We start from the raw sequence: 18,054 nt of genomic DNA, 5'->3' as shown, positions 1-18,054 counted from the left end.
ATCACTGCCATAAGTAAGGCAGTGATTTTTTTATTCAATTATTTAAACTAAAATATTCGGTCAATACACTGACTTATGTTTACCATTTGTAAGTGAAAACAAATTTGGTTACTTATTATATTTTAAAACAAATGTTTGAATTTTTAGCTATGTTATTATACAAAAACCTAAAAAATCTCATCGATAACGATGAGATTTAGATTCTATAGTTTAATTCTTGCTTTCTTAGGTATGTCTTTTTCTTTCACTTCACTATATCCTTTCACTTCTCCAACTTTATAATTTAACTCTAAATAATGATTTGTCTTTAATTTTTTAATTGCTGTATAAGTAATCTCTTTTTCATTACCGTCCTTATCATATGCTTTATTCGTATATTCATATTGTTTAGTACCTTTACCAGAATCTTTTACACTTCTAGGTTCATTAGTTTGTATATAATACTTTTCACTTGTAATTAAAGGATTTAAGTTAGCAAGACTTCTAACGTTTTTACTATCTGTATGAGATTCAGCATATAACTTCCAAAAGAATAGCGCTAAAATTATTACCACTATAAATATAAATATTTTAAAAATAATTTTCATTATTTAAACCTCCTAATTTTTAATTCAATACTAACATTTCATTATTATTGAATCGTTCGAAAATCATTACAAAATACCCACCAAATGTGACAATTTTGAAAGAAAGAGGTTATCCTATATTCTATAAAGGTTTCTTTAGTTACATATAGTCACTTTCTAATTAACTTCAAATAACTATTGTTAAAATAGAAAAATTTAATACTCAAAAAATAACAAACCGCCCATAGATATTGAGTGGTTTGTTTAATCATAAATATTTATTTTAAAAGTTTATCTTTTAATTGCATTGCTACAACAATAATTAGCCCATTTGAGATTCCTGCTAAAATACTACCAAGTGTATTATCTAAATAATTAAATATACAGAATGAAATCGTAAACATTAAAATTAGAGCTACTACAACAATTAAAAAAGTTCTCATAAATCTCCTTTAGTAGACGAAATTTTGATAAAACCCTATTACTAAATTTTGCCCTATGCAATTCCAATTGGAAAGAATTATTGTTTTATAATATACCTATAAATATTTCCAATTTTACTTTGACAATTATTGTATACCTTAAGATACTTTGTACTTTAATTTTATGATAACATTGATTTAATTTATTAAGTATACTTAATATATTGGGGTGATTTTATGATAAAAGCAATTTTATTCGATTTAGATGGAACAATTTTAGATAGGGAAACCTCATTAAAAAATTTTATTGATGTCCAATATGACAAATTTTCTAATTACTTAAAACATATTGAAAAGATTACTTTCAAAAATAAATTTATAGAATTAGACCAAAATGGGTATGTTTGGAAAGATAAAGTTTATACACAATTAATAGATTATTTTAATATTAGTCACTTAACGCCTAATATTTTTCTAAATGACTATACAACAAACTTCTGGAAACACTGTTTGCCTTACCCTAATTTATATAAAACTTTAAAGCTACTCACCGAAAATAATTATAAATTAGCTATCATTACTAATGGGAAATCCCCTTTCCAATATAATAATATTAAAGCTTTAAAAGTCGATAAATATATGGAAGTAATCTTAGTTTCTGAAAAAGAAGAGGTCAAAAAACCTAACCCCCTTATTTTTGAAAGAGCTGCTAAGAAATTAGGAGTAAAACTAAATGAATGTATTTTTGTCGGTGATAGCCTAGAAAATGATTATAAAGCATCTATGTCAGCTGGAATGTATGCGATATACAAATCAAACAAAAATCAAAATTCAATTAATATAATACCTACAATTAAAGATTTATTTGAAATACCTTGTATTATTAATAACTACAACTAACTACTCTATTTCAAAAATATTTAGTGCTAAATTCTACAAATATACTGTTGAAATGAAGAAATATCTGGAGATTTATTTGATATCTGATTGAAAAAATATAGGGAATAGAATGATTTTTCATCATAATGAAAAACCTATAACAAGTTGATTATAGGCTTTTCTTAAATTCATATTTTCTCTTTTACTTTAGTTATTATTTTTAGAAACTAATTTTCATAAGGTTCAATTAATGTAACATAATTTAAATTAACAGCTTTTTCAAACGGCGCTATAACCACTAAAATATTTTCGTTTGATAATGTTTCATCTATCTGGCTTACGGTAATACTTCCACTTTTATAATTATCATGTATATATAAGAATACACCATTGTTTTTATCGTTATTCAAGTAGTGTTTAATGACATCTAGTCCCATAATTTCCCCTCCTTTTTTATTCTGATTTTACAGAATTTATTTAATCCTATATTAGCCACTTGATCCTATAAAAAATATATACTTAGATATTTAAACGTATTATACCTGTAATGCTATAGTGTTCTCTAGTGTCCATTCTATATTCCCCTAAAAATTAAAATTACGTATAATTGTTAATTTGTTCTTGTCCACTATCTTAATTGTATTTTAAATTCTTTAATTTCTTTCTTACTATTCAAAACAAATATTTTCTTTTCATTCTCTAATTTCCTAAATTTCTTTAATAAAAATGGCTTACGATATTTAGGATAATTCCAAATATATTTTAAAAATGTAAGATTTATTCTTTCTTTACAATCTTTTCCCATATCAATTCGAGTTTTGCCGAAGTTTTTCAATAATCTTTTAAAAACCCTGTAATAACAAATTCTTCTAGGTAAATTTAAAAATATAATAGTATCAGCTGACAGTAATCTTTCTTCCAAAATACCAGTATAATTGCCATCAATAATCCATTCATTTTTATCTAGTAAGGAATTTTGAATTTTGAATTGTTCGTCTTTTGTAGTCATAACCCAATTAGGTTTCCAAAATAATTTATCTAAATGATAAACAGGAATTTCTAACATATGTGAAAGTTCTCTTGATAATGTTGATTTACCAGAACCCGATGATCCAATAACTATTATTTTACTCATATTTTAATTACCTTTCAGTTTGAATATTCCCCTAATTATGCATGCCCAGAACTATATAAACTGATATTACAATAGCGTTTTCGAAAATCCAGAAGACTTCTTTTCAAATCCATTATTATAATAAAAACTATGTGCATTATCTCTTTCTAATCTATTACCACTATTTAAAGTGATTACTTTACACACTACTTGGGTTGCTAATGCTTCCGACTCTTTTAACAAAAATGTTCCATAGCCTTTTCCTCTATAATTGGAATTAATAACGAAAGCTAGTAAACGCATATATTCTCCTTCTTTTTCATAAAAAAGCATTTTGCACATACCACTCAAACCAATTATCACATCATTTTTAATTAAAAGTAACAAATAATAATCTTTATGGTTACATATCTTTTTTAAACGACTGGCCAACTTTTCTTTTGTTGTTGGATAGCCTAACTCTTTATATAAATCTAACAAATCATCCATATGGTTAATATCTTTTTCTACAAATAATCTTGTCTTTAATGTCATAATCTAACCTACTTACTCGTAAAATTTTATATGCGACTTATCTAGGTTATAGTAGCCGAATCAACCTAGTAATATATCAAAAGTATACTGGAAATTTTTTATATGGCGCTTAATTTATAATAAACTGTAGGTTTTGACTAATTATATATCTAAAATGGTTTTAAATACTATTTTCATGAATTATTAGAGTTATCCGAAAAAAATTTCGAAATCAATTTAAAAAAATGCTTTGGAGATTCTAGGTTAGCTAAATGCGCTGTATCAGGTATTGTACTATTTTTTACATAAGGAATTTCTTTAATCATTAGTTTAGATATATCATGAAAGTCTTGAACATCGCATTCGCCATTAATAATTAATACAGGGATTTGAATATTTTTTATCTGTAATATATTATCTTCTGTTTCTATTTCCACGCATAGAAAATCTGGCTCAGGTTTAGTTAAAAATTTCACCTGCATATCAATGATTAATTGTTTCACATCTGGGTTGATAAGCTCTGGTGCTCTATTTCTTTGTATCCAAGTCGTATAGTTAAACTGTGCTGTTTCTTCTATTTTATCTTCTTGTAATAATCTTTCTTCTTTTTCTTCATATTTTTGTAAGAAAGTAGAGTCATTCCATCCACTTAAAGCAGGAGACAAAAGCGCTAAACTCAGACATTTTTCTGAGTATTCTAGATAAAAATCAATAGCTATTTTTCCGCCGAATGAAGCAGCTAAAATATGGGTGTGATTGATGTCTAAATATATAAGCAGTTCATTTATAATTTTATAATAAGAGTAATTTCCTCCAGTGAAATCACTTAAACCGAAACCAGGAAGGTCAAACCTAACTACTCGATATTTTTCTGATAATAAGTGAAATTCTTTATCCCACATACGTGAATCTGCAATCCCGGCATGAATTAATAATACATTTTCACCATTACCTTTTGATTCAAAATATATATTAGCTCCTGTAGCGTTAAAAATACCTTTAAATTCATTTATTTGCATGAAATACTAACCTCCGATTTATATTCATAAATAATGAGTAACACTTAAAACATTAATAAGGTAGGCACATTTCTAGTAATATATCAAAAGTATACTGGAGATTAATAATTCACTGAATTATCAAAATATTTATTTTTCAAAAAATAATAACTAATATAAACATGAATATATATTGTCCGAATTATTTTTTGAAGTGCTCAGTGAAACAACAATTGATTTTTAGTTTACTATACATTAAAACGTATGAAACGATAATCTACTAAATGATCAAACATTTCACTTGTGCTTATATGTGAAATTAGACACAGCTCTGTATTAATATTAGTCAATTATGGTGCTAATCCAATGATAATTTATTAATTATAGATTTTAATAATACAATTTGTCCAAAATGTCGATTAGTATGAAGAATAGCAAAATGAATAGATTCATTAAAATTTTCCATAACTATGTCTGCATCTTTAAGAACAATTGCTTCCTTTCTATCTTTCATTAATTGCTCTTCTAATCTATTAAATATTCTATCAAATTGTTCGTCCAACAATAAATTCAGTTCCTTAAAAGAAGGCTCATTCCCATCAAAATCTGTTGGCGATGTACCCCATAGAAAATATTTTGCAGCAGTTTGCTTTAATGCATTTTCCCCATTAATAGTTTCAAATACTAAAAAATCATTTAACAAAATTAAATGACCTAATTGCCATTTAATATTATTATTAGCGACGCTCGGTTGAAAAGTAGCTTTATCTTCATCAATATCTTTTAAATGTTTTTTTAATAATTTATACGATGCTTGAAATTGTTCTTTAATCATTTTATAATCCCTCACTTAGAAAATTATTGGATTTACTATAAACTTCTTAGTGTTAAAACACTAGCATTTATTTTTATTTATTGCAAAAAACTAATATATGTTAATTTTAATTTTTATCTATACGAATATAAATTAAGGTAATCAAAACCACCCGTATAACGGGTGGTTTGTTCTGCGGCTATAAGCCTTTGTTACTGACCAGCCCTGATAAGGGCTCTGAGAAGATCAACCATATGTACTACTTTCCCAGCAACCCTTAAAAGGGTTGTTTATTTTTTCTTTCTAGTTTCTTCGCCAGTAAATGGGTCTATATATTCGACAAGCGTTAATTGCTCTAAAACGATATCCTCTTGTAATTGATTACGAATATAATTTTCTATAACTTTTTTATTTCTTCCAACTGTATCAACGTAAAAGCTTTTACACCAAAATTTTCTATTTCCATATCTATATTTTAAATGTGCATGTCTATCAAAAATCAAAAAACTACTCTTCCCTTTTAAATATCCTACAAATTGGAAACACTTAATTTTGGTGGAATACTAACTAACATATGAATATGATCTTTACATGCTTCAGCTTCAATAATTTCTACACCTTTTCTTTCACACAACTGTCGCAATATTAATCCAATATCTTTCTTTATTTTTCCATAAATAATTTGCCTTCTATATTTAGGAGCGAAGACAATGTGATACTTACAATTCCATTTTGTATGTGCTAAACTATTTGTATCTGATGACATAAATTGCATCTCCTCATGTTGTTAATTTTGGTTGGCTGACCAAATATTATTTTAGCATGTAGAGATGCAATTTTTAATACAACGGTATAACCATACTGCACCATACGCATAGCGTATGGTTTTTTTATATAAAAAAACAAGCCCACCTATTCATTTAGGTGGGCTTGTGTATTTATAATAGAATCAAGACAAAAAGAACTTCTTCCACACTCCTAAAAAACACTTAAAAATCTCAATTTATTATTTTAAATATTGAAAGTAATATGTTGTTTTGTTAAACTCACAAAAGATTATGTTAAATAAATCTAAATAACACAAGGAAGAATGGAGTTGGAATTATGAAAAAGAAATTTATAAGTACTATTAGTGGTGTGATTTTATTGTCTTCAGTAGCAATTGCTATGCCGGAAACACCAGCAAACCCTATAACTCCATCTAATCATGAAGCTCAAGCTGCCAGTAAAGGATTTAAATATTTCACTACAGTTAATGGATCTACTGCTGCAAGTGATTTTGCAACTAAGTCAGTTGGATATGCAGCTGCCGGAGGTTTAGGATACTTAGCAACCGGAGGAGCAGGTGCAATAGTTGCAGGAACTGTCGGTGGACACCTGTCTGCAGGTCTAAGTGGTATAAAAACTGTATACATAACAGATAAACAATACATTAATAAAGCAGGTCAAATAGAACATCATGCAACATTATATAAAAACAAAAGTAAAACTAAAAAAGCAGGAACTGCAAAATGGATAACTTCTACAACTTATCCAAATGGAAATAAAGAAGCAGGTCATAAATAATGTAATAGTCCATGTATTTAATTAAATACATGGACTATTACTATTAATATACCTAGAAACAAATAAAAATAAAAGCCTACCCATAGGCTTTTATTATCAATCTTTACTTCTTTATCTGAAAAACTTTTCCTTTTTTGTTGAAACTTACCTACAGATACTTGAAATAACAAACATATAATAATGAATGCTACTATAAATAGTACGCTTAATACCACATTAAGCATTTAAACACCTCCTTTTTTTAGTCTATTAAAAATTTCAACTTTATTCAATTGCTTTATTGACTTTGAACCTCAGAAAATCTACCTATTCATTTAGGTGGGCTTTTGCGTATTCGTATAATTTCCTTACTGTGTGTAACCTTGCATTTTCAAGTTTCGTATTTATATTCATCTGGTGCGTCTGGATTTATTACTTTCATATTATCACCTCATGAACATAATAGAACACTTGTTCGCATATGTAAAGATGTATATTACATGTAAAACAACGTAAAAAACACCCACCAGTTGGTGAGTGTTAGTACAATCCTAATAATTTTGCCCCTAATCCTATTGCACCAATTAATAAGCTACCAGTTGTAATACTAGTGCCTATAATCCACATGACCAATTGAAACTTAGCATTACTTACATGTTTCTCAATCTTATCTTCAAATGTATCAGGTAGGCTATCTATCTTAGAATTAAGGTTTTTAAAATTATCATCAATTCATTTTTCAAACTGTTCAAATTCTTTTCGTTCGATAAATTCACTCATATTAGACACCTCTTTTTTATCAGTAAAGTCAGACGAAAATTCAAGACCTATAGCTTGTTTGTATCCGCTTAAATCTATCGGCTTTCTGTCGTTGGGAAATTGCAATAAATTTTTATCATCACTCATTGACTTCACCTGATACATTCACATTAAAATAATTAATTTGTGTATTATCATCAATTTCCATTTTCACGTAATGTAATCCTGTAGCCTCGAAAATAAAGTTTTTCAAAGATATATTTGATATGAACTCAGCGAGTCCTAGGTTGCCTATTTCATTAATTTCATCACTTTTAGGATTTCCTATGTGTAAAGGCGCTTCTAATAAAATTTTCTTATCATCATCGTCCTTAAAAAACCCAATTTCAAACTTAATAATATTATCTTTATTTATATCTAAACCAATTATACCAAATGAAACAGTAAATGAATATTGACTTGGTATATTAATTAAATTAACTTCTGCAAATGGCGCATCTATTACAAGTTTTTTTTCATTATTATTAAATACTTCGTTAGATGGTACTATCCAAGCTACTCTTGCCATTAAATCTACTCCTTTTAAACATAATTAAATATATAATACACAACTTATTAAAAAAAGGAATAGACAGAACATAAAAGCGAACATAAAAAACAACCACCCAGTGACATGTGTGGGTGGTTTAAATATGTAATATGAAGTCAAGAAGAAACTCATTTTCACTCGTTTCAAATACCTTTAAATCTCCGACTTATTCTTATTAATCTTAATCGCTTTAACAAATAAATAAACAGCATTTATTCCCATCAAAATAACATATGGAATTAATATGTATAAATTTTCCAAACCAGATATAAAAATTAATCCAATTAAAAAGAAAATATTTAAAATAGTTGCTATAACGTATCCTTTATCTAACACTGTGTTTTTATTCAAAAAATCACTCCTTTTTTTAAGCAATTTTAACATAAAAATAGGGCAAGCACATGACAGTGCCTCCCCTAGTAATATGATTACTTGGTGCAATTATATTGCATCAATTTATTGTTATTTAATCGTGTCAACAGTACTTTTTCGTATTTAATTCATTCTTATTTATCAGTTATTCTAATAATCGCACAATAGAATGCGTACTCACTTTTCAAAATATCAAGAATTCTCACGTATCATATAAATTCACATTCTATTACTTAAGCTAATTTGCTCAACAATCCATCAAATATTTGCTTTACTCTGGCCTCAGTTATATAAAAAACCTTCCCAATTTCTTTGTATGAATATCCTTCACTTAACAACCAAAATATATAATGCTCTTTATCTGTCCCAACTTTTTCTACAATCGCTTCTAATTCATTATAAAGTATCACATCTTCTATATTATTATCGTCATAAAAGTCTGTTTCCACTGGATTATTAAGTTTAAAGAAATCTCTTAAATCATTATTACATGCGTTTACATCATCTTTTTTTCTGTACACTATGATAGTTAAGTATAAATTTCTTTAATATAGCTTTATCATAATTCATATATTTATCACAATCCTCACACTACAGTTGCTCTTCTATGCTTCTTAGCACTGTTATTACGGTTAAAATACTTAAATCTTTTTGTAGTTTGTCAATCGTCTCATAAGCCTTTATACGTCCATTAGAATGCATAAAATCCATCACTTCTTTTTACTCTTGTTTTGTATTAATTTAATGTGCACTCAAAAATAAAAAGCCTATGACCAATTCAGTCATAGGCTTTCCTTATATGGAGACGGCGGGATTCGAACCCGCGTCCAGAGGTTCTGATACTAGCACTTCTACGTGCGTAGTCTATCAATAGGTTTCGCATAATGGGAGGTGATAGACATCCGTCATTATGCTAGTTTGATTCATCTCTTCTAGGCAGACTTCAAACGGCAGTGCCTAGCGTATCCTACTATAGGTTGAATCGCGTTAACGGTACATAGGAGATACCGTTAGGCGATGCAGAGTGCTATTACGCAGCTACTGCGAAATTATTGTTTTCTTTGCCAGTTATTATAACTGTGTGTGTTGGTGACGGAGACAACCCTCCGACACGCTTAACTAGCTCATGGGACCCCTGTCGAATCCAAAAACGCCCCCAGAATAATATTAAATGTACTTTCTGCTAACTTCGTAACCACTTTATAACGACTATATAGTAACTACTAAGCTTTTTCAGAAAGCACATATTATATTACCAAAGATTATCGTCTTTGGCAATATATCCGCTTAATAACGGGCTTTCATCTCTCTAGCTACATCACGTTGTACTGCTTTTTCTTTTAATGCTTGGCGTTTATCATATTTCTTCTTACCACGAGCAACACCTAATAAGACTTTGCAGTGACCGTGTTTGAGATAGAGTTTCAATGGAACAATTGAATAACCAACTTCACGTGTACGTTCACCAAGTTTTTCAATTTCACGTTTGTGCAATAATAACTTACGTGAACGACGTGGATCATGGTTAAATCGGTTACCTTCTTCATACGGTGCAATATGCATATTATTTAAATACATTTCACCACGGTTGACTTGTGCGTAACTATCTTTAAGATTTGCACTGCCTCGGCGAATCGATTTAATTTCTGTTCCCTGTAACACAATGCCCGCTTCAATCGTATCTTCAATATTATAATCATGTCTTGCTTTACGATTTTCTGCTAGTGTTCCTGGTGATTTTTTCTTTGGCATTGAGTTTCACCTCTTTGTTGAGTTATTTTTTCTTCTTGCGCGCTTTATTTTTCACTTTTTTATCTTTGTAAAATGGTTTGTGTTTCGTATTACCTTGTTCTTGTTTCCCATTATTACGTTTGTTTTTACCTTTACGCTGTTTCTGTTTCGTACGGTTACCTTTACTATTTCTATCATCTTTTGATTTGTCTGATGATTTACCGCGTGGATTAGCTTGAATCGTCTTACCACGAGAAGGTCTTTGGCCGCGTTCATTTTTAGGTAATGGCATACCTACAATTTGAAAGTCGATCATGCGTTCATCAACATCAACATTGATTACTTTAATTTCTACAGGGTCACCTATACGGAATACTTTTGCTTGGCGTTCACCAATCATAGCCATTTGACGTTCATCAAAGTGATAATAGTCATCTGTCATGTTGGAAACATGAACCATACCTTCAATTGTATTTGGTAATTCAATAAACATACCAAAGTTTGCCACTGAACTAATGATACCTTCGAATTCTTCGCCAATATGTTGTACCATGTATTCGGCTTTTTTCAGTTCATCTGTATCACGTTCCGCTTCAATCGCTCTACGTTCTCTTTGTGACGTATGTTCAGCAATTTCAGGGAGTGCTTCTTCCCATTTATTTTTTTCTTTTCTATCCATAGACTGTTCTACAATGTACTTGCGAATTAATCTATGCACAATTAAATCAGGATATCTACGTATCGGTGATGTGAAATGGGTATAATACTCTGCTGATAAACCAAAGTGGCCCAAGTTTACATCATCATAACGTGCTTGTTGCATTGAACGTAACATCATCGTTGAAATAACCATTTGTTCTGGTTGACCTTCAACTTCTTGTTGGATTTTCTGTAAAGTGGATGGGTGAATATCTTCGCCTGTCCCTTTAATCATTAAACCAAAATTAGTTACAAAGTCAAAGAATTGACGTAGACGTTCTGATTTAGGTTGCTCATGGACACGATAAATAAATGGTACTTCTAAACGATCAAAGTGTTCAGCAATTGTTTCGTTAGCTGCTAGCATAAATGATTCGATTAAACGTTCACCTTCGCCACGTTTTCTTAATTGAACATCAGTTGGGATACCTTCTTCATTGACGAGTACTTTGGCTTCATCAATGTCGAAATCAATTTCACCACGACGTCTTCTCATATTAATTAAACGTTGAGACAAGTCTTGTGCTAAGTCAAGCATCGGTGTAACTTCGCTATATTTATTACGAGTTTCTGCATTTTGATCCGTTATAATTTCATTTACTTCATCATAAGTCATACGATAATTTGAATGAATTACACTATCAAAAATTTCATGTTTAACAACTTCACCACGCTCATTAAGCTCCATTTGACAACTTAAGGTCAATCTATCTACTTTAGGATTTAATGAACAGATACCGTTACTTAAACGGTGTGGAATCATTGGAATTACACGGTCAACTAAATACACACTTGTTGCACGGCTATAGGCTTCTTCATTTAACGCTGAACCTTCAGTTACATAGTAACTTACATCTGCGATACTTACTGTTAGTTGTGTATTACCGTTACTTAATTTTTTAACACTAATAGCATCATCTAAATCTTTCGCATCTGCGCCATCGATAGTAATTGTCAATTCGTCACGTAAATCATGACGTCCTGCAATTTCTGATGGTTCGATATGATCTGGCACTGCTTCAGCTTCTGCTAAAACATTATCAGGAAATTCAATCTCGATTCCATGTTGATAAATAATTGATAAGATATCTACACCTGGATCATTCTTGTGGCCTAAGATTGCTGAAACGATACCTTCTGGATTATCTGTACCATCAGCATATTTCGTAATTTGTACGAGCACTTTGTGACCGTCAACAGCTCCAAGGTTTTGACCTTTTGGTATAAAGATATCTTGCATAATTCGTTTATCGTCTGGTAGTACAAAACCGAAATGTCGTGCTTCACTATAGGTACCAACCACTTGAGTAACTGAATGTGTTTCTATAGTTTTAACTTCGCCTTCAACCTTCCCTTTGTGGTCCCCTTTAGATTGGTGTATTTCAACTAGGACTGTATCACCGTCCATAGCTCTGTTTATTTTCGTAGGTGGGATAAAGATGTCATCCATATCCTCTACTTCTGGACGTAAGAATGCAAAGCCTTTCTTATTCTGGCTAAGTTTACCTTTTATCAATTTTGGTTGTTTGGACTTTTGTGATTCCTTGCGTTGATATCTATCTGTTTTTGTACGTTGAATTAAACCTGTTTGTTCTAATTCAACAAGCACCTTAATTAAGTCTCTAAATGAGTCGGCACTATTTAAACCTAATGCATCTTGAAAATCAGACACAGACATTGGTTCATAATCTGGTTGTTTAATAATTTCTTCAATGGATTGCTTTAAATTCATTATGCCCCTCCTTTCTATTTTTAAATATTTATTTTTTAATTAGACCAATCTAATGATTCTAGAAAATTATAGACGTCTTCGAATACTAATTCTTTCTCTTTGTCTATCGTAATGACATGTCCAGAATTTGCATACCATTTAATATCTTTATCATCAGATTCGCTCTCATTGTATATAATGTTTGCAGAATCTGTATTAATCATTTGGTCTTGTTCTGCTTGAATAACCAATAACGGATCCATCACTTCATCAATGTGTTCTCTTACATCTTCAATTTGACCTTGTAACTCTTTTAAAGTATCTGTGGGTTTGAAATTATCCATTTCTTTTTGAATTGTTACTTCATCTTTACCTTCATACTTTTTAAAATTACGGGCATATTCTAAAACACCTTCAAACATAGCGCCCTCAGTCTTAATATACATAGGAGAGCACATAGTTATAATACCCTTTACATCTCTGTTTAAGCTTAATTTTAAAGCATAGCAGCCACCGAGTGACAAACCAGCTACAACTATTTCATCATAACCTTTTTCCACTAAAAAATCATAGCCATCTAAGGCATCTTTTAACCATACAAAAGGACTTGATTTTAAAATTTCTTCTGGTGGTGCTGCATGACCTTCATATTGAGGTGCGTAAGATGTATAACCTTTTTTCTGTAAGAAACGACCTAATTGTCTTACATCTGAGGAATTTCCTGTAAAACCATGCAACAACAACACTGCTCTATTCCCTTCTTCAAAAAAGAATGGCTCTGGTAGTTTCATCTGCATTGTATTCAATCCTTTCGTTTATGCTTTTAATTACAATATTACTATATTTATCTATGCTTGAATAATTTACTATTCATTTAATATCCAACATATCTATTATAAATAAAAAAGCCCGACTTTAACATTGTCGGACCTTATAAACCAAAATAACTTATGCCTAACATTAATAAGAAGAAAATGATAGACAATACAATTGTTAATCTATGCAAGAATAAATCAATACCGCGTTGCTTTTGTTTACCAAATAACTGTTCGGCGCCACCACTGATTGCACCTGATAGTCCATTACTTTTACCTTCTTGGAGTAACACAACAGTTACTAATGCAATACAATCTAAAATCAAAAGTACTATTACTAATGTATGCATGAAAATTGTCCTCCATTCATCATATACGAAACGCATTATATCATACGTACGTTGTCTTTAGCAAACTTCTATCTATTGAACGTACTCTTACGTACTATTGAAACGATTAACATATATACGCCGAGTACAAATGACATCACTAATACTAATGTTAGTGGCAATAAGTTTAAACTAGTTTTCACATCTAAAATTGCACGATAAACTGCACTAATATTAATTATATTATATAAAATTTGTGATGCAAAGACTGCAAACATGAACCACCATAAATAGCTGTGTCGATTCCAAATTGCAAAAATACCAGCTAAGTTAGCTAAGATATACATAATACCTGTAAACTGAAAACTATTTTTAATTGTACCAACAGCGTTTTCTGATGTTTTTTGACCACTATTAGATAGCAATTGTTTTATAACACTATCATCTAACACTAAAAATAAATGTATAGCATAAAGTATAGCAATGATTAACGAACTATATGCTATCAGGTGTGCCGTCTTAATTTCTTTTGACTTCGGTTTTACATCCATAATGAGTTAAGACTCCTTCTATAATTTACACTTACAATTATATCAGTTTCATAGTGAAAGATGAACAATTTAAGTAAATAAGTAAACTAAAATAATAAGCACTAGTAATACTTTTTTACTTTTGATATCACATAGATATAAATAGACAAACGTTCATCTATTTATATCTGTAAACATTACGCACAAAAGGGCCTGAGTGTCTGAGGCTTTGAGCTTATACTATATTAATAATTAAGATTTAGATCAAAAACAAGTCCTTCCAGTGTTTACAATAGGCTTGCTATTGCATAAGTCCTACTAGGGAGTGGGACAGAAATCTAATTTGTTTTTAAGTGATTTCGTCGTCCCACCCCGGCAAGGATGACTAGGATTGAAAGAGCTAAGCTCATACTTAAATAACATTTACTAAATACACGAGAAGGACAGTTCTAATTTTCAATCCAGTCAGCTACTGCCCATATTAATAATTAAGATTTAGATCAAAACAAATCCTTCCACTGTTTACAATAGGCTTGCTATTGCATAAGTCCTACTTGCTCAATTTTCAATTGAACAAGTAAGACTTTAAAAAAACACGCAAGTCATTATGACTTGCGTGTTAGCGCGTGAACTCTTAAATTTTAAAGCTGTATTATTTAGATAAGTTATAGAAAGATTTAAGTCCGTCAAACTTACCTGTTTCGTATAATTCATCTTCAATACGTAATAATTGGTTGTATTTAGCAATACGATCAGTTCTTGATAATGAACCAGTTTTGATTTGGCCAGCGTTAGTTGCAACAGCGATGTCAGAAATTGTAGTATCTTCTGTTTCACCTGAACGGTGAGATACAACTGCAGTGTAACCAGCTTTTTGAGCCATTTCAATAGCGTCAAATGTTTCTGTTAATGTACCAATTTGGTTAACTTTGATTAAGATTGAGTTACCGATACCTTTTTCGATACCTTCAGATAATTTAACTGTGTTAGTAACAAATAAATCGTCACCAACTAATTGTACTTTGTCACCGATACGATCTGTTAATACTTTCCAGCCGTCCCAGTCATTTTCATCCATACCATCTTCAATAGTGATAATTGGATATTTATTAACTAATTCCTCTAAGTAGTCAACTTGTTCTTCAGCAGTACGTTTGGCACCATTTTCACCTTCGAATTTAGCGTAATTATAAACGCCATCTTCAAAGAATTCTGAAGAAGCACAGTCAAAGCCTAAGAATACATCTTTACCTGGCTCTAAACCAACTGCTTTAATCGCTTCTAAGATTGTTTCCACAGCATCTTCAGTACCTTCAAATTTAGGAGCAAAGCCACCTTCGTCGCCTACTGCTGTTTCTAAACCACGGTCTTTAAGGATTGATTTTAAGTTGTGGAAGATTTCAGTTCCCCAACGTAATGATTCTTTAAATGTATCTGCACCTACAGGCAATACCATAAACTCTTGGAATGCGATAGGAGCGTCTGAGTGAGAACCACCATTAACGATGTTCATCATTGGTACTGGTAATTGTTTACCATTAAATCCACCTAAATATTTGTAAAGTGGTTGTCCAAGTAAATCAGCTGCTGCACGTGCTACTGCAATAGAAACACCAAGAATAGCGTTAGCACCTAATTTACCTTTGTTTTCAGTACCGTCTAATTGGATCATCATTTTATCGATTGATACTTGTTCTAATACTGAAAATTCACCTTCGATAAGTTCTGGTGCGATAATTTCGTTAACATTGTCAACTGCTTTAGTAACACCTTTACCTAAGTAACGTGATTTATCACCGTCACGTAATTCTACTGCTTCATGTTCACCAGTAGACGCACCTGATGGAACTAATGCGCGACCAAAAGCGCCGCTTTCTGTTAATACTTCTACTTCAACTGTTGGGTTACCACGTGAGTCAAGGACTTCGCGAGCGTAAACATCTGTAATAATTGGCATGTTTATAATCTCCTTTATAAATAAGTAGTTTAGAAATATTAAATTTCATCTTCATTATAGCTTTAAATACTATAAATACAAAGTAATTTAATTCTCTTGTGTTGTTTATAAGATGCTACAAATTGTCAGAATAAGAAACCTTTCTATTTATATCTGTAGCACCAGTTTTCACTCAAAATTTTAATTCATTATATTAGCGGTTTATTAATGATTCACCAGTCATATCTTCAGGTTGATTAACATTTAATAAATCTAATAGTGTTGGCGCTAAATCACCAAGACGACCTGTTTCACGTAATGTCACACCATCTTTTGTAACAATTACTGGAACTGGATTAGTTGTATGCGTAGTCATAGGTTCATCTTTATCTGTTAATACCATATCTGAATTGCCGTGGTCAGCAGTGATAATCGCATGGCCACCCATTTCAGTTATTTTATCAACAACTTCACCTAAACATTCATCTACGGCTTCAATCGCTTTAATCGTCGGTTCTAACATACCACTATGTCCAACCATATCAGGGTTCGCAAAGTTTAATAAGATTAAATCTAGGTCACCTTTATTTAGTTCTTCGATTAAAGCATCTTTTACCTCATATGCGCTCATTTCTGGTTTAAGGTCATAAGTTGCGACTTTAGGTGAATCAATTAAACGACGACGTTCACCTTCGAATTCATCATTGCGACCGCCACTCATGAAATAAGTTACATGTGGGAATTTTTCTGTCTCAGCAATACGTAATTGCTTCAAACCGTTATCTTGTGCAACTTCACCGATTGTATTAGTTAAATCGACTTTTTCAAAAACAATTTCAGCATCTACGTTGTCATTGTATTTTGTAAATGTTGCATAGAATAAATCTTTGACTTGTTCTACTTTAAACCCGTCAAATGCTTTATCTGTAAACACTTCAGAAAGTTGCCCGGCTCTATCTGGACGGAAGTTATAGAAGATTACTGCATCGCCATCATTAACACCTTCATTTTGGTCTTCAATGATAAATGGTTCTACAAATTCATCTGTTAAATCTTTAGCATAGTTAGCTTCAACGCCAGCTTTTGCTGATTCAAATGTCTCTCCACCAAAATTACGGATAGCATTATATGCTTTTTCTTCTCTATCCCAACGTTTATCACGGTCCATTGCATAATAACGTCCAGATACAGAAGCGAATTGACCGATGCCTAGTTCATTAAATTTAGCTTCAGTTTCTTCTATATATTTTAATGCTGATTTTTGATCAACGTCACGTCCATCTAAAAATGCATGGACGTACACTTTTTCAAGACCTTGCTTTTTAGCTAATTCTAATAAAGCAAAAAGGTGTTGGTAATGGCTGTGTACACCGCCGTCTGATAACAGACCAAAAACATGTAGTACTGAATCATTATCTCTAACATGTTTCATAGCGTTGTTTAACACATCATTTTCAAAGAAATCTCCATCTTCAATTGATTTATTGATACGCGTCAAACTTTGATAAACAATACGACCAGCACCAATATTCATATGCCCAACTTCTGAATTACCCATTTGACCGTCAGGTAGTCCCACATCTAAACCACTTGCTTCGATTTGTGTAGTTGGATAGTTACTATAATAACGATCAAAATTAGGTTTGTTAGCTAGTTTTACAGCATTACCGTGCTCGCTCTCTCTGTTTGCAAAACCATCTAAAATAATTAATGCAGTTGGTTGTTTCGCCAT

The 18,054-nt window shown here is 31.1% G+C and carries 20 protein-coding genes, 1 other RNA gene and 1 pseudogene; 2 read left to right on the top strand and 20 right to left on the bottom strand.

Annotated features, from left to right (window positions below; genetic code table 11):
- Positions 1-203 precede the first annotated feature (203 nt).
- Positions 204-587 carry a YxeA family protein gene (locus ACF91D_RS12545; protein ID WP_039068681.1) on the bottom strand — a complete coding sequence of 128 codons (384 nt, stop codon included), beginning with the start codon at positions 585-587 and terminating at the stop codon, positions 204-206.
- Between the two features lie 257 nt (positions 588-844).
- A complete protein-coding gene (locus tag ACF91D_RS12540; RefSeq protein ID WP_155278121.1) occupies positions 845-1,009 on the bottom strand; it encodes a hypothetical protein in 165 nt (54 codons plus the stop codon).
- 216 nt (positions 1,010-1,225) lie between these two features.
- Between ACF91D_RS12540 and ACF91D_RS12535 the strand changes: the two genes are divergently transcribed.
- On the top strand, positions 1,226-1,888 hold the full coding sequence (locus tag ACF91D_RS12535) for an HAD family hydrolase (RefSeq protein WP_327621033.1): 663 nt from the start codon (positions 1,226-1,228) through the stop codon (positions 1,886-1,888).
- A gap of 206 nt (positions 1,889-2,094) precedes the next feature.
- Here ACF91D_RS12535 and ACF91D_RS12530 read toward each other — a convergent pair whose 3' ends face one another.
- The 6 genes and pseudogenes from ACF91D_RS12530 to tnpA all read right to left on the bottom strand — a co-directional run bounded on the left by ACF91D_RS12530 (position 2,095) and on the right by tnpA (position 6,081).
- On the bottom strand, positions 2,095-2,304 hold the full coding sequence (locus tag ACF91D_RS12530; RefSeq protein ID WP_039068678.1) for a hypothetical protein: 210 nt from the start codon (positions 2,302-2,304) through the stop codon (positions 2,095-2,097).
- A 191-nt stretch (positions 2,305-2,495) separates the two neighbouring features.
- On the bottom strand, positions 2,496-3,002 hold the full coding sequence (locus tag ACF91D_RS12525; RefSeq protein ID WP_069792503.1) for a DNA topology modulation protein: 507 nt from the start codon (positions 3,000-3,002) through the stop codon (positions 2,496-2,498).
- Between the two features lie 66 nt (positions 3,003-3,068).
- Positions 3,069-3,515 (bottom strand): GNAT family N-acetyltransferase, encoded by a 447-nt coding sequence (locus tag ACF91D_RS12520; RefSeq protein WP_327621034.1) that lies wholly within the window; start codon positions 3,513-3,515, stop codon positions 3,069-3,071.
- A gap of 173 nt (positions 3,516-3,688) precedes the next feature.
- The gene (locus tag ACF91D_RS12515) at positions 3,689-4,513 is read right to left on the bottom strand and encodes an alpha/beta fold hydrolase (protein WP_039068673.1); all 825 of its coding nucleotides are present in this window, start codon (positions 4,511-4,513) and stop codon (positions 3,689-3,691) included.
- A gap of 337 nt (positions 4,514-4,850) precedes the next feature.
- Positions 4,851-5,327 carry a DinB family protein gene (locus tag ACF91D_RS12510; RefSeq protein ID WP_069792504.1) on the bottom strand — a complete coding sequence of 159 codons (477 nt, stop codon included), beginning with the start codon at positions 5,325-5,327 and terminating at the stop codon, positions 4,851-4,853.
- 269 nt (positions 5,328-5,596) lie between these two features.
- Positions 5,597-6,081, bottom strand: a pseudogene (gene tnpA / locus ACF91D_RS12505) (IS200/IS605 family transposase).
- Between the two features lie 329 nt (positions 6,082-6,410).
- Here tnpA and ACF91D_RS12500 point away from each other — a divergent pair.
- Positions 6,411-6,872, top strand: a complete 462-nt coding sequence (locus ACF91D_RS12500; RefSeq protein ID WP_107549223.1) for a hypothetical protein — start codon at positions 6,411-6,413, stop codon at positions 6,870-6,872.
- A 711-nt stretch (positions 6,873-7,583) separates the two neighbouring features.
- On the opposite strand, the gene ACF91D_RS12495 is transcribed toward ACF91D_RS12500, so the two are convergent.
- From ACF91D_RS12495 to gpmI, 12 genes are all read right to left on the bottom strand, one after another.
- Positions 7,584-7,757: a hypothetical protein gene (locus tag ACF91D_RS12495; protein ID WP_369967086.1), complete on the bottom strand. Its 174-nt coding sequence runs from the start codon at positions 7,755-7,757 to the stop codon at positions 7,584-7,586.
- Positions 7,750-8,178: a hypothetical protein gene (locus ACF91D_RS12490; protein ID WP_327621037.1), complete on the bottom strand. Its 429-nt coding sequence runs from the start codon at positions 8,176-8,178 to the stop codon at positions 7,750-7,752. Before ACF91D_RS12490 ends, ACF91D_RS12495 begins: the two co-directional genes overlap by 8 nt.
- A 174-nt stretch (positions 8,179-8,352) precedes the next feature.
- Positions 8,353-8,550: a hypothetical protein gene (locus tag ACF91D_RS12485; RefSeq protein WP_069792835.1), complete on the bottom strand. Its 198-nt coding sequence runs from the start codon at positions 8,548-8,550 to the stop codon at positions 8,353-8,355.
- A gap of 254 nt (positions 8,551-8,804) precedes the next feature.
- Positions 8,805-9,092 (bottom strand): helix-turn-helix domain-containing protein, encoded by a 288-nt coding sequence (locus ACF91D_RS12480; protein ID WP_238347215.1) that lies wholly within the window; start codon positions 9,090-9,092, stop codon positions 8,805-8,807.
- A 276-nt stretch (positions 9,093-9,368) separates the two neighbouring features.
- Positions 9,369-9,729, bottom strand: a transfer-messenger RNA (tmRNA) gene (gene ssrA / locus ACF91D_RS12475).
- Between the two features lie 129 nt (positions 9,730-9,858).
- On the bottom strand, positions 9,859-10,323 hold the full coding sequence (smpB, locus tag ACF91D_RS12470) for an SsrA-binding protein SmpB (protein WP_039068656.1): 465 nt from the start codon (positions 10,321-10,323) through the stop codon (positions 9,859-9,861).
- A 22-nt stretch (positions 10,324-10,345) separates the two neighbouring features.
- Entirely contained in the window at positions 10,346-12,733 is a 2,388-nt protein-coding gene (rnr, locus tag ACF91D_RS12465; protein ID WP_039068655.1) for a ribonuclease R, read from the bottom strand.
- Positions 12,734-12,768: 35 nt separating this feature from the next.
- Entirely contained in the window at positions 12,769-13,509 is a 741-nt protein-coding gene (locus ACF91D_RS12460; RefSeq protein WP_327621038.1) for an alpha/beta hydrolase, read from the bottom strand.
- A 134-nt stretch (positions 13,510-13,643) separates the two neighbouring features.
- Positions 13,644-13,877: a preprotein translocase subunit SecG gene (secG, locus tag ACF91D_RS12455; protein ID WP_039068652.1), complete on the bottom strand. Its 234-nt coding sequence runs from the start codon at positions 13,875-13,877 to the stop codon at positions 13,644-13,646.
- 68 nt (positions 13,878-13,945) lie between these two features.
- Positions 13,946-14,407, bottom strand: a complete 462-nt coding sequence (locus ACF91D_RS12450) for a hypothetical protein (RefSeq protein ID WP_039068651.1) — start codon at positions 14,405-14,407, stop codon at positions 13,946-13,948.
- 631 nt (positions 14,408-15,038) lie between these two features.
- A complete protein-coding gene (gene eno, locus ACF91D_RS12445) occupies positions 15,039-16,343 on the bottom strand; it encodes a surface-displayed alpha-enolase (protein WP_101094512.1) in 1,305 nt (434 codons plus the stop codon).
- 193 nt (positions 16,344-16,536) lie between these two features.
- Complete coding sequence (gene gpmI, locus ACF91D_RS12440; RefSeq protein ID WP_039068648.1) at positions 16,537-18,054, bottom strand: 2,3-bisphosphoglycerate-independent phosphoglycerate mutase; 1,518 nt, start codon at positions 18,052-18,054, stop codon at positions 16,537-16,539.

It is taken from the genome of Staphylococcus sp. 231237_7MaSpsaltlick, from assembly GCF_043107035.1.
Note: the sequence above shows the minus strand (reverse complement) of the source record. Positions and strands in the feature narration are given on the sequence as shown.